At 71.4% G+C, this 12,833-nt stretch carries 9 protein-coding genes; 2 read left to right on the top strand and 7 right to left on the bottom strand.

Annotated elements, in window-relative coordinates:
- Nucleotides 1-29: 29 nt before the first annotated feature.
- The gene (locus tag AC0VY3_RS28015; RefSeq protein ID WP_475550882.1) at nt 30-1,079 is read right to left on the bottom strand and encodes a PadR family transcriptional regulator; all 1,050 of its coding nucleotides are present in this window, start codon (nt 1,077-1,079) and stop codon (nt 30-32) included.
- Nucleotide 1,080: 1 nt separating this feature from the next.
- A complete protein-coding gene (locus AC0VY3_RS28010; RefSeq protein WP_181011065.1) occupies nt 1,081-1,938 on the bottom strand; it encodes a DUF4097 family beta strand repeat-containing protein in 858 nt (285 codons plus the stop codon).
- A gap of 152 nt (nt 1,939-2,090) precedes the next feature.
- On the opposite strand from AC0VY3_RS28010, the gene AC0VY3_RS28005 reads away from it, so the two are divergent.
- Nucleotides 2,091-2,915, top strand: coding sequence for a hypothetical protein (locus AC0VY3_RS28005; protein WP_475550881.1), 825 nt, complete (start codon nt 2,091-2,093; stop codon nt 2,913-2,915).
- 41 nt (nt 2,916-2,956) lie between these two features.
- On the opposite strand, the gene AC0VY3_RS28000 is transcribed toward AC0VY3_RS28005, so the two are convergent.
- From AC0VY3_RS28000 to AC0VY3_RS27980, 5 genes are all read right to left on the bottom strand, one after another.
- On the bottom strand, nt 2,957-3,142 hold the full coding sequence (locus AC0VY3_RS28000) for a DUF6104 family protein (protein WP_010061466.1): 186 nt from the start codon (nt 3,140-3,142) through the stop codon (nt 2,957-2,959).
- Between the two features lie 100 nt (nt 3,143-3,242).
- Nucleotides 3,243-7,058 carry a multifunctional oxoglutarate decarboxylase/oxoglutarate dehydrogenase thiamine pyrophosphate-binding subunit/dihydrolipoyllysine-residue succinyltransferase subunit gene (locus tag AC0VY3_RS27995; RefSeq protein ID WP_475550880.1) on the bottom strand — a complete coding sequence of 1,272 codons (3,816 nt, stop codon included), beginning with the start codon at nt 7,056-7,058 and terminating at the stop codon, nt 3,243-3,245.
- A gap of 282 nt (nt 7,059-7,340) precedes the next feature.
- Entirely contained in the window at nt 7,341-8,417 is a 1,077-nt protein-coding gene (locus AC0VY3_RS27990; RefSeq protein ID WP_103507559.1) for a HAMP domain-containing sensor histidine kinase, read from the bottom strand.
- Nucleotides 8,414-9,151, bottom strand: coding sequence for a response regulator transcription factor (locus tag AC0VY3_RS27985; RefSeq protein ID WP_103507558.1), 738 nt, complete (start codon nt 9,149-9,151; stop codon nt 8,414-8,416). Before AC0VY3_RS27985 ends, AC0VY3_RS27990 begins: the two co-directional genes overlap by 4 nt.
- 234 nt (nt 9,152-9,385) lie before the next feature.
- A complete protein-coding gene (locus tag AC0VY3_RS27980; protein ID WP_475551743.1) occupies nt 9,386-10,096 on the bottom strand; it encodes a spermidine synthase family protein in 711 nt (236 codons plus the stop codon).
- A 261-nt stretch (nt 10,097-10,357) separates the two neighbouring features.
- On the opposite strand from AC0VY3_RS27980, the gene lon reads away from it, so the two are divergent.
- Nucleotides 10,358-12,775: an endopeptidase La gene (lon, locus tag AC0VY3_RS27975; RefSeq protein WP_103507557.1), complete on the top strand. Its 2,418-nt coding sequence runs from the start codon at nt 10,358-10,360 to the stop codon at nt 12,773-12,775.
- Nucleotides 12,776-12,833 lie beyond the last annotated feature (58 nt).

The raw sequence follows: 12,833 nt of genomic DNA, 5'->3' as shown, positions 1-12,833 counted from the left end.
CGAGCCTGCAGCCAGGACGGCCGGGCCTCTCAGGCCTTCCCGCCGCCCTCGCTCTCCGCCGTCAGCAGCGCCTCGATCCGTGCCGTCGCCGCGCCCAGGTGGCGGCGGGCCTCCGCGAGCTGGGTCTCCGTCACCCCGTGGTCGCGGGCCGCGTCCCGGATGCCGTCGCGGAAACGGTCCAGCAGGCGGTCCAGATCGCGCACCGGGTCGCCGGTCGTCGGTGCGTCCTGCCCCCAGTCCGCACCGGGAGCCGGGTCCTGGACGGGCGGGGCGGTCTCCGGCCCGGGTTTGCCGAACGGGGGCCAGGCGCCGGACCGCGCGAAGCCGCCGAGCTGGCCGGTGATCTCCGCGAGTCCTTCCCGTACACCGGTGGGCCAGTCGCCCCGCGCGAAGTGCTCCTGCACCTGGCGGGCGGCGGTCTGCATCTGCTCGCGCGCCTTCTCCTGGGCCTCCTTGGCCTGACGGCGGGCCTGCTGGGCGTCCTCGCGGGCGCGCCGGGACTCGTCCTTCGCCCGGCGGGCCTGCTCCTTCCACTCCTGCTTGGCCCGGCGCAGCTCCTCCTTCGCCGTGTGCCACGCCTCGGTGTCGCCGAGGTCGCCCAGACTGCCGAAGTCACCGAAGTCGCCGAAGGGGGAGGGCTGGTCGCCCTTGCTCCGGCCCTTGCGGCTCTCGGCCCCCGTGCCCGTACCGTGCCGGGACTCCGAGGCGGCCGCCCGCATGTCGCTGCGGAGCCGGCCCGCCGCGCCCCGTACGTCGTCGCGTATCTCGGCGGCCAGCTCGGAGACCGAGTCGCGGATCTCCAGCTCCAGATCGGCCAGTTCACCGCTGCGGCCCGCCAGCTCCTCGCGGCCGGCGTCGGTGATCGAGTAGACCTTGCGGCCGCCCTCGGTGGCATGGGTGACCAGGCCCTCGGCCTCCAGCTTGGCCAGCCGGGGGTAGACCGTGCCGGCGGACGGGGCGTACAGGCCCTGGAAGCGCTCCTCCAGCAGCCGGATGACCTCGTAGCCGTGACGCGGGGCCTCGTCCAGGAGCTTGAGGAGATACAGCCGCAGACGGCCGTGGGCGAAAACGGGAGCCATGTCAGAGAACCTTTCCGGTCGGCTCGGCGGTGTGGGCGTCGTCCTCGGCGGGCGGCCTGCGCAGCAGGGCGATCGAACCGGAGACGGTCGTCGCCCGCAGGGTCCCGGTCCCGGCGCCCAGCGTGCCGGTGATCTTCTTCGCGCCCCACTGGCCGCCCACCCGCAGGTCCTCGAAGGCGTTGGAGACGGCCCCGCTCGCGGTGTTCGCCTCGACCCGGGCGTCGGCCGGGTGCGGCAGCCGGATCGCGATCTCACCGGACACCGTGGTCAGCCGGATGTCGGTGGGCTTCCCGGACGGGTCGACGTCCAGCACCATGTCGCCGCTGACCGACTCGGCCCGGACCGATGTCCCCGCCCCGTCGACCACCGTCAGATCACCGGACACCGAGTGGAAGCGCAGGTCCCCCGTGACGCTCTGGGCCTCCAGGCTGCCCGACACGGACTCGCCGCGCACCGCGCCGGTCAGTCCGACGAGCGTGGAGTCGCCGGTGATGCCGCGGACCTCGGTGCGGCCGCTGATCCCGGAGACGACGGCCCCGGCGCCGATCACGCCGACCTCGACCGAGGAGGCGGCCGGTACGACGAGCGTGACGACGGCGCTGCGACGGCGGCCCTTGGGGTCGAACCAGCGCAGAAAGTCCTGCCAGGGCAGATCCTCGTAGGCCACGGTCAGCCGGCCGTCCTCCTGGGTCACGATCAGCGGCGGGCCCTCGACCGCGGAGATCTCCAGCCGGGCTTCCGGCTCGTCGGTCCCGACCACGTTGACCGTGCCGTCGACGATGCGCACATGGAGCGCCGCCACCGGATCGTCGAAGGCGAGCTTCCGCGGCTCGGTGATGGTCCATGTCGACACAGGCATGGATGTGACCTCCCGGAACGCGTGACGACGCAACATATCGCGTCTCGTACGGAACACGATATATCGCGGATCGGTGAAGTCAAGGCCGGGCGAGGGTCGTCGAGCGGTACCAAGGCCTCCGAACCCTGACAAATTGCCCTAGCGTGTGAGCCATGAACGCGACATCCACCGGGGCCCTCCTGCTGTGCCGGGCCGACCCCGAGACCGTACGGCCGCTCGCCCACCTGCTGCGCGAGCAGATGCTGCTGGCCCGCGCGGGCGAGGAGTGGAGCGTGCTCGTCCCGGAGGGGAAGCCCTGGCGGAACGGGGGCGCGGAGCAGGACGCCGAGCCGGTGGACCGGGTCCTGGGCGGCTGGGCCACCGCGCTCGCCGTCGGCTCCACCTGGCCGGTGCTCGCCCTGTGGTGGGACGCCGACCGGGCCGGATACACCCTCGCCGCCGGATTCCGCAGGCCCGTGGGCTACATCTGGCTGACCGACGGCACCCCGGTGGGCGAGGACGAGGCCATGCGCACCTTCGCGGTCCGCCTCGGCCTCGACCCGGTGCTGGACGTGCAGGCGCTGGAAGGACTCACCCGCCCCGACCCGGAGGCGGGCGCGGAAGCCAGGCTGCGCGGACTGCTCGCCGTCCTCACCCGTACGGGGCTCGCCCTGCCCGCCGGACTCTCACCGGGCGAGAGCGCCGACCGGCTGCGCAGCGTCGCGGCGGTGCAGCGCGGGGTGGAGCGCGTCGAGTGGGCCGGCTGGCGCGATGCCGTACGCGTAGAGCTGGACGCGGTCGAGAGCAGCCGGATCGGCCCGTGGGTACGCGGCCCCCGCGCCCGGGCCGTCGCCGCCGTCCAGCTCGCGGCGGGGCTCCCGCTCCTGCTGTGGGGCGCCCGCCGTCGCAGCGGCGGCTGGGCGGCGGCCGGCGCGGTGCTCCTGGCCCAGGGCGCGCTGGGACTCGCGTACGAACGGGCCAGGGCGGGCACCCCCTGAGCCGGGCGGAACAGGCCCCGCGGATCAGGCCCTGAGGATGCTCACTCGTCCTCGTCGTCCTCGTCGTCCAGCCGGGCCAGCCAGGTCGCGAGGCGCTCGACGGGCACCTCGAAGTCGGGGTTGAGATCGACGAACGTCCGCAGCTGCTCGGCGAGCCACTCGAAGGTGACCTCCTCCTCGCCGCGCCGCTTCTCCAGTTCCTCGATGCCACGGTCCGTGAAGTACATGGGAAAAGGATAGCGAGGCCCGGGGGCCTCCAGAACGCCGGAGACCCGGCCCCGCGACGAGCGCGGAACCGGGTCCCCGGGGTGTTCGGCGTGAAGGTCCTCAGGCCTCGAAGACCTCGTTGACCAGCTGCGTCTGCTCCGCCTGGTGACGCTTGGCCGAGCCGACAGCCGGGGACGAGCCGTGCGGCCGCGAGATGCGGCGCAGGCGCTCGCCGTGCGGCACGTCCGAGCCGACCGCCAGGTCCAGGTGGTCGATCAGGTTGAGCGCGATGAACGGCCACGCACCCTGGTTCGCCGGCTCCTCCTGCGCCCAGAGGTACTTCTCGGCGTTCGGGTACTTCGCGATCTCGGCCTGGATCTCCGCACCCGGCAGCGGGTACAGGCGCTCGAGGCGGATGATCGCCGTCTCCGTGTCGCCGCGCTTCTCCCGCTCGGCGTCCAGGTCGTAGTACAGCTTGCCGGAGACGAAGACGACCTTGCGGACGTCCTCGGCCTTGACCGACGCGTCGCCGATCACCGGGCGGAAGCCGCCGGTGGTGAACTCCTCGATGGACGAGGCCGCCGCCTTCAGACGCAGCATCGACTTCGGGGTGAAGACGATGAGCGGCTTGTGGTGCGGGTTGTGCACCTGCCAGCGCAGCAGGTGGAAGTAGTTCGACGGCAGGGTCGGCATCGCGACCGTCATGTTGTCCTGCGCGCACATCTGGAGGAAGCGCTCCGGGCGGGCGGACGAGTGGTCCGGGCCCTGGCCCTCGTAGCCGTGCGGCAGCAGCAGCGTGACGCCGGAGGTCTGGCCCCACTTCTGCTCGGCCGAGGAGATGAACTCGTCGACGACGGTCTGCGCGCCGTTGACGAAGTCACCGAACTGGGCCTCCCAGATGACCAGCGACTCCGGACGGGCCAGCGAGTAGCCGTACTCGAAGCCCATCGCCGCGTACTCCGAGAGCAGCGAGTCGTAGACGTTGTACCGGGCCTGGTCGTCGGCCAGGTACAGCAGCGGGGTGTAGTCCTCGCCGGTGACCTGGTCGACCAGGACCGCGTGGCGCTGGCCGAACGTGCCGCGGCGGGTGTCCTGGCCGGCGAGCCGGACCGGGGTGCCTTCCATCAGCAGCGAACCGATGGCCAGCGTCTCGCCCATGCCCCAGTCGATCGTGCCGTTCTCCACCGAGGCCGCGCGACGCTGCATCTGCGGCATCAGACGGGGGTGGACGGTGATCGAATCGGGGATGTTGACCTGCGACTCGGCGATCCGCTTGACGACCTCGGCGGAGACTGCGGTCTCCACGGCCACCGGGAACGCAGCCTGCGGCTCCGGGACGTGCGGGGAGGCGGGCTGCGAGGTGGCCTCGCGGACCTCCGCGAAGACCTTCTCCAGCTGGCCCTGGAAGTCCTGGAGCGCCTGCTCCGCCTCTTCCAGCGTGATGTCGCCGCGACCGATCAGCGACTCGGTGTAGAGCTTGCGCACCGAGCGCTTCTTGTCGATCAGGGTGTACATCTGAGGGTTGGTGAACTCCGGGTTGTCGCCCTCGTTGTGACCGCGGCGGCGGTAGCAGATGAGGTCGATCACGACGTCCTTGTTGAACGCCTGCCGGAACTCGAAGGCGAGCCGCGCGACGCGGACCACGGCCTCCGGGTCGTCGCCGTTGACGTGGATGATCGGCGCCTCGATCATGCGCGCCACGTCGGTGGCGTACATCGAGGAGCGCGAGGACTCCGGGGCGGCGGTGAAGCCGACCTGGTTGTTGATCACCACGTGCACGGTGCCGCCGGTGCGGTAGCCGCGCAGCTGCGACATGTTGAGCGTCTCGGCGACGACGCCCTGGCCCGCGAAGGCCGCGTCGCCGTGGAGCGCGACCGGCAGGACCGTGAAGTCCGTGCCGCCCTTGTTGATGATGTCCTGCTTGGCGCGGGCGATGCCCTCCAGGACCGGGTCGACCGCCTCCAGGTGCGAGGGGTTGGCGGCCAGCGAGACCTTGATCTGCTCGCCGTCCAGACCGGTGAAGGTGCCCTCGGCGCCCAGGTGGTACTTGACGTCGCCGGATCCGTGCATCGAGCGCGGGTCGAGGTTGCCCTCGAACTCGCGGAAGATCTGGGCGTACGACTTGCCGACGATGTTCGCCAGGACGTTCAGCCGGCCGCGGTGGGCCATGCCGATGACGACCTCGTCGAGGCGGGCCTCGGCGGCGGAGTCGATGACCGCGTCGAGCAGCGGGATGACGGACTCGCCGCCCTCCAGCGAGAACCGCTTCTGGCCGACGTACTTCGTCTGCAGGAAGGTCTCGAACGCCTCCGCGGCGTTCAGCCGGCGCAGGATCCGCAGCTGCTCCTCGCGCTCGGGCTTCGGGCGCGGGCGCTCGACCCGGTCCTGGAGCCACTTGCGCTGCTTCGGGTCCTGGATGTGCATGAACTCGATGCCGGTGGTGCGGCAGTACGACTCACGGAGCACACCGAGGATGTCGCGGAGCTTCATCATCGTCTTGCCGGCGAACCCGCCGACCGCGAAGTCCCGCTCCAGGTCCCACAGGGTGAGGCCGTGCTCGGTGATGTCGAGGTCGGGGTGCTTGCGCTGGTGGTACTCCAGCGGGTCGGTGTCGGCCATGACGTGGCCGCGGACCCGGTAGGAGTGGATCAGCTCGAAGACCCGCGCGGCCTTGGTGACGTCGTCGTCGTGCGAGGCGTCGATGTCCTTGAGCCAGCGGACCGGCTCGTAGGGGATGCGCAGCGCCTTGAAGATCTCGTCGTAGAACTCGTTCTCGCCGAGCAGCAGCTGGGAGAGGACGCGCAGGAACTCGCCGGAGGCGGCGCCCTGGATGACCCGGTGGTCGTAGGTCGACGTGAGCGTCATGACCTTCGAGATGCCGAGCTTGTTGAGGGTGTCCTGCGAGGTGCCCTGGAACTCCGCCGGGTAGTCCATCGCGCCGACGCCCATGATGAGGCCCTGACCGGGCATCAGGCGGGGCACCGAGTGGACGGTGCCGATGCCGCCGGGGTTGGTCAGCGAGGCGGTGACGCCGGTGAAGTCGTCCATGCCGAGCTTGCCGATGCGGGCGCGCCGGACGATGTCCTCGTACGCCTGCCAGAACTCGAAGAAGTTGAGCGTCTCGGCCTTCTTGATGGCCGCGACGACCAGCTGGCGGTCGCCGTTCGGCTTCACCAGGTCGATGGCCAGACCCAGGTTGATGTGCTCCGGCTTGACCAGGGTCGGCTTGCCGTCCTTCTCCGCGAAGGAGTAGTTCATCGACGGCATGGCCTTGAGGGCCTGCACCATTGCGTACCCGATGAGGTGCGTGAAGGAGATCTTCCCGCCGCGGGCGCGCTTGAGGTGGTTGTTGATGACGATGCGGTTGTCGAAGAGCAGCTTCACCGGGACCGCGCGGACGGATGTGGCCGTCGGCAGCTCCAGCGAGGCGTTCATGTTCTTCGCGACCGCGGCCGAGGGGCCGCGCAGCGTCACGTACTCCGGTCCTGCCGGGGCCTCGGTGGACTCGTCGGCCTTCGCCTTGGGCTTGGCGGGCGCGGCGGCGGGCTTCGCCGCCGCGGGCTTCGCCGGAGCCGGGGCCGGGGCCGCCGGGGCGGCCTTGGCCGGGGCGGACTGCGCGGGAGCCGCCGGAGCGGCTGCGGGCGCGGCCTTCACCGGAGCCGGAGCGGCGGCCGGAGCGGGCGCGGCCGCCTCGGTCACCGGGGCCCCCGAGGCCCCGGCGCCGGGAGCGGGCTTGTCCGCCGTGCCGGTGGCACCCGGCTTGTAGTCGGCGAAGAAGTCCCACCAGGCGCGATCGACCGAACTGGGATCCTGGAGGTACTGCTGGTAGATCTCGTCGACGAGCCATTCATTGGCGCCGAAAGCCGCGGCCGGGTTGGTGCCCGGGCTGGCTTGGTCGGTCGAGATGCTCGAGTTACTGGGGGACTGAGACGACACGGCGGCAACCGCCCTCTTCCGCTTCACAAGGTGATGGACAGCGGAAATCAAGGCTACGCCCCCCGAACCGTTCCGTGCAGACCGGGCCGGTGCTTCGTCGTGCACATCACATCGAAGGGCGGGTTTCGGCGCAGGAAATGGCGGGAAACAAGCGAGGTTCCACTGCACTCCGGGTACGCAGGACCGTGGGTACGGTCTCCCGACCGAATCCCCTTGCGGTCCCCAGCTGGCAGGACACGGATGAACGTGCCCTTCCGGTTCGACCCTATGTCAATGAGGTCGTCAACCGCGCTGCTCGGGGATTCCCGGGAGGGTGACCTGGATGCGGCAGCCCCGTGCGGATTCGGCCACCCCGATCCGGCCGCCGTGCAGATCGACCGCCCAGCGGGCGATGGCCAGACCCAGTCCCGTACCGCCGTCGCTGCCCGGACCGTGCGGGGACGGAACATGGCCCCGGTTGAAGCGCTCGAACACCCGGTGGCGCTCCGCCTCCGGGATGCCGGGCCCCTCGTCCATGACCTCCAGCTCCAGCGACTCGGGATACGCCCCGCGCCGTGCGAGCACCGTCACCCGGCCGTGCGGCGGGCTGTGCTTGACGGCGTTGTCGATGAGGTTGGCGACCACCTGGTGCAGCCGCTCCGCGTCCGCGTGCGCGGTGAGCTCCGGCGGCGAGACGTCCAGGTGCAGATGGACGTCCGTACGGGAGTGATTGCCCGAGCCCGACGACAGGCGTCGCTGGGAGGCCGCGAGATTGGCCTCTTTCAGTACGCCCGAGAGATACGGCCACACCTCGAAACGGCCTGCCTTGAGCGCCACCACCCCGTTGTCGAGACGCGACAGGTCCAGCAGCGTCTCGACCAGCCGGCCCAGCCGCTCCGTCTGTTTCAGCGCCGTGCGCATCGTCTCCGGGTCGGCGGCGGACACCCCGTCCACCACGTTCTCCAGCACGGCCCTCAGCGCCGCGATGGGCGTGCGCAGCTCATGGCTGACATTGGCGACCAGCTCTTTTCGGTGCCGGTACTCCGCCTCCAGGTCGTCCGCCATGCGGTTGATCGTCTGCGCCAGGTCGCCCAGCTCGTCCCGCCGCCCGGCGCCGCTCACCCGCCGCGTGTAGTCGCCGTGCGAGATGGACCGGGCCACCGCTCTCATCTCGTCCAGTGGCGCCGTCAGACCGTGCGCCACGAACTGCGTGATCAGCAGCGTCGCGATCACCGAGAACACGGTGATGAACTGGAACTCGGTCCGGGTCCGCAGGGCGACGATCAGCAGCCCGGTGGTGATGAACACCGAGACCACGACGAGCGTGCCCAGCTTGGCCTTGATGGAGAAGGGCCGCATTCCTGGCCCTGGCCAGGTCATGGCGCCGGAGTCTCCAGGGCGTAGCCCACGCCGTGCACCGTACGGATCCGCTCCGCGCCGATCTTCCGGCGCAGCGCCTTGATGTGGCTGTCGACCGTGCGGGTGCCCGATGCGTCCGCCCAGTCCCACACCTCGGCCAGCAACTGCTCCCGGGAGAGCACCGCGCGCGGGGTGTTGGCGAGGCAGACCAGCAGGTCGAACTCGGTAGGCGTGAGGTGGACGTCCTCCGCACGCACCCGGACCCGGCGCTGCGCGTGGTCGATCTCCAGCTCACCCAGACGCAGTATCCCGCTGCGCGGGGTCACCGCGGCCAGCGCGGCCCGCTCCACCCGGCGCAGGAGTACGTGCACCCGGGCGGCCAGCTCCCGCATGGAGAACGGCTTGGTCATGTAGTCGTCGGCGCCGACCCCGAGCCCGACCAGCATGTCGGTCTCGTCGTCGCGCGCGGTGAGCATCAGCACCGGCACCGGACGCTGCGCCTGCACCCGGCGGCAGACCTCCAGGCCGTCGAAGCCCGGAAGCATGATGTCGAGCACCATCAGGTCGGGCTGCCAGGCCTCGGCCGCGTCCACGGCCGCGGGGCCGTCCGGCGCGGTCTGCACCAGGAAGCCCTCCGCCCGCAGCCGGGCGGAAATGGCGTCGACGATCGTGGCGTCGTCCTCGACCACCAGCACCCGGCGCTGAGCCCCCGGGGTGGCCGCGACGCCGTTGTGGGTGGTGTGTGTCTGTTCCATCGCCCCGCCCCTGCCCGGTCTCGCGGGAGCCATTCCCCCGCAAGGCACGGTCTTCGCTCGTGGATTTCGTGGGTGAACCCGTGTGCCGGTCAGCAGCGTAAAGGCAGCGGAGGGCTCCCGGCTACGCAGGGTGTTGCCCCGTCGGACGAGTTCACGCCCACCGGGCAACCGGATCGTCGCCCTTGTGCCGGTTGGCCCGTGCCACCGCCGGGTCCCGCATACCGGGAGGGGGGTTCAGGCGGCCCGGAGTGCGAGATGGACCACGTCGGGCACACCTCGGGCAACGGCCACCTCTTCCGTCCTAACCCCGCTGAACCCGGCATTCCGCAAAGCCTGTTCGAAGGCCGGCGACGGCTGCGCGGACCAGACGGCGAGCACGCCGCCCGGGGTCAGCCGGTCGTGGCAGTGCGCCAGACCGGCGGCGGAGTAGAGGCTTCCGTTGTCCTCCGTGACGGTCCAGTCGGGCCCGTTGTCGATGTCCAGGCAGAGTGCGTCGTAACGCTCCGTGGCCGTACGGAGGTGGGCGACGAGATCCGTGTGCAGGATCTCGGTCCGCGGGTCCGCCAGCGCCGGCCCGGAGATCCGGTCCAGCGGCCCGTCCCGGTGCCAGCCCACGATCGCCTGCTCCCGCTCCACGACCGCGATCCGCCCCCAGCGCTCCTCCTCGGCGGCCCGCACCACGGAGAAGCCGACGCCCAGGCCGCCGATCAGCACCGAGAGACCCGTCCGCCCCGCGGGCAGCGCGGCGAGCGCGGCGTCGATCAGCAGCCGCTCGGAGCGCCCGTCGGAGGTGTCCATCAGGAAGCAGCCGTTGGCGATGATCTCGAAGTGCTCCCCGCGCTCCCGCAACACGACCTCGCCGAACGGGCCCTCGCGGCGGTCGAGGACGACGGGGGCGTCGGCCGGGCGCGTCGGCAACAGATCGGGGGCGGGCGTCGAGGGCATCGCGGCCGTCGCAGACATCGTGGGTCTCTCCGGTCTCCGGTCGTGGTGGTCGGTGTCCGCCATCCTGTCCGCCGCCCGGGCCGAGTGCCAGCGGGTTCCGTGCTCCGGGGGCGGGGAACAAGCGTCCGCCCCGCGGTGCTCCCGTAGACAGGCGGAGGCCCTGAGCGGCTGATCGCTCAGAGCGAACAGACCGTGGGGAACATTCGGAGGCTCAGGAGCATTGAGTCCACATAGCTCAACTTGCCTGCCGAAGGGGAGATCATGACTAACGAGTCCCAGGCGTTCACACCGATCGACCTGCCCGTGCTGCCGCTCGACGACGAGGTCGTCCTGCCCGGCATGGTGGTGCCGCTCGACCTGTCCGACACCGAGGTCCGCGCCGCCGTCGAGGCCGCGCAGGCCGCCGCCCGTCCCGGCGGCGGGAAGCCCGAGGTGCTGCTGGTCCCGCGGATCGACGGTACGTACACGGGGACCGGCGTCCTCGGCACCGTCGAGCAGGTCGGGCGCCTGTCGGACGGCGACCCGGGCGCGCTCATCCGGGCCCGGGACCGGGTTCGCATCGGCGCCGGGACCAGCGGCCCCGGCCGGGCGCTCTGGGTCGAGGGCACCGTCCTCGACACCGCCGCCCCGGACCCGCTGCCCGGATCCGCCGCCGAGCTCGTCAAGGAGTACAAGGCGCTCGCCACCAGCTGGCTGAAGAAGCGCGGCGCCTGGCAGGTCGTGGACCGGGTCCAGCAGATCGACGACGTCTCCGCGCTCGCCGACAACTCCGGATACTCGCCGTTCCTCTCCACCGCCCAGAAGGTCCAGCTCCTGGAGACCGTGGACCCGGTCGCCCGGCTGAAGCTCGCCATCCAGTGGCTGAGCGAGCACCTCGCCGAACAGGACGTGGCCGAGTCCATCGCCAAGGACGTCCAGGACGGCGTTGACAAGCAGCAGCGCGAGTTCCTGCTGCGCCGCCAGCTGGACGCCGTACGCAAGGAGCTCGCCGAGCTCAACGGCGACCCGGAGGACGAGTCCGACGACTACCGGGCCCGTGTCGAGGCCGCCGACCTGCCCGAGCACGTCCGCGAGGCCGCTCTCAAGGAGGTCGAGAAGCTGGAGCGCTCCAGCGACCAGTCGCCCGAGGGATCCTGGATCCGCACCTGGCTGGACACCGTCCTCGAACTGCCGTGGACCGAGCGGACCGAGGACGCCTACGACATCCGCGGCGCCCAGGAGGTCCTGGACGCCGAGCACGCCGGCCTCGCCGACGTGAAGGAACGCATCACCGAGTACCTGGCGGTGCGCAAGCGCCGTGCCGACCGCGGTCTCGGTGTCGTGGGCGGCCGCCGTGGCGGCGCCGTGCTCGCCCTCGTCGGGCCGCCCGGCGTCGGCAAGACCTCGCTCGGCGAGTCCGTCGCGCACGCCATGGGCCGCAAGTTCGTCCGTGTCGCGCTCGGCGGTGTCCGGGACGAGGCGGAGATCCGTGGCCACCGGCGTACGTACGTGGGCGCGCTCCCCGGACGTATCGTGCGGGCCGTCAAGGAGGCCGGCTCGATGAACCCGGTCGTCCTGCTCGACGAGATCGACAAGGTCGGCTCCGACTTCCGGGGCGACCCCGCCGCCGCCCTCCTCGAAGTCCTCGATCCGGCGCAGAACCACACCTTCCGCGACCACTACCTGGAGGTCGAGCTCGACCTCAGCGACGTCGTCTTCCTCGCCACCGCCAATGTGCTCGAAGCCATCCCGGAGGCCCTCCTCGACCGCATGGAGCTGGTCCGGCTGGACGGCTACACCGAGGACGAGAAGGTCGTCATCGCCCGGGACCACCTGCTCCCGCGCCAGCTGGAGCGAGCGGGTCTGGAGAAGGACGAGGTCGCTCTGGAGGAGTCGGCGCTGCGCAAGCTGGCCGGCGAGTACACCCGCGAGGCGGGCGTACGGAATCTGGAGCGGGCCGTCGCCCGGCTGCTCCGCAAGGTCGCGGCCCAGCACGAACTGGGCGACCGCGAGCTGCCGTTCACGGTGACCGACGCGGATCTGCGCGGCCTCATCGGCCGACCGCACCACGTGCCCGAGTCCGCCCAGGACCCGGCCGGGCGACGCACCGCCGTGCCGGGCGTGGCCACCGGGCTCGCGGTGACCGGGGCGGGCGGTGACGTCCTCTTCGTCGAGGCGTCGCTCGCCGACCCGGAGACCGGGGCGTCCGGACTGACCCTGACCGGTCAGCTCGGCGACGTCATGAAGGAGTCGGCGCAGATCGCGCTGAGCTTCCTGCGGTCGCACGGTGCGGAGCTGGAACTGCCGGTCGCGGACCTCAAGGACCGGGGTGTGCACATCCACTTCCCGGCGGGCGCGGTCCCCAAGGACGGCCCGAGCGCCGGTATCACCCTGACGACCGCCCTGGCCTCGCTGCTCTCCGGACGGCTGGTCCGTACGGATGTGGCGATGACCGGTGAGGTGTCGCTGACCGGGCGGGTGCTGCCGATCGGTGGCCTCAAGCAGAAGCTGCTGGCGGCCCACCGTGCGGGCATCACCACCGTGGTGATCCCCCAGCGCAACGAGGCCGACCTGGACGACGTGCCGGCCGAGGTGCTGGAGAAGCTGGACGTCCACCCGGTCACCGACGTCCGCCAGGTGCTGGAGATCGCCCTCGCCCCGGCCTCGGCCCCGGCGGAGAGGATCCCGGCCGCGGCCTGACCGCCACGCAGTGACGGGCGCGGCATCAGGTGCGCGACCGGTACGGACGGCCCGCTTC

It is taken from the genome of Streptomyces sp. iso_384 (genome assembly GCF_056172905.1).
Note: the sequence above shows the minus strand (reverse complement) of the source record. Positions and strands in the feature narration are given on the sequence as shown.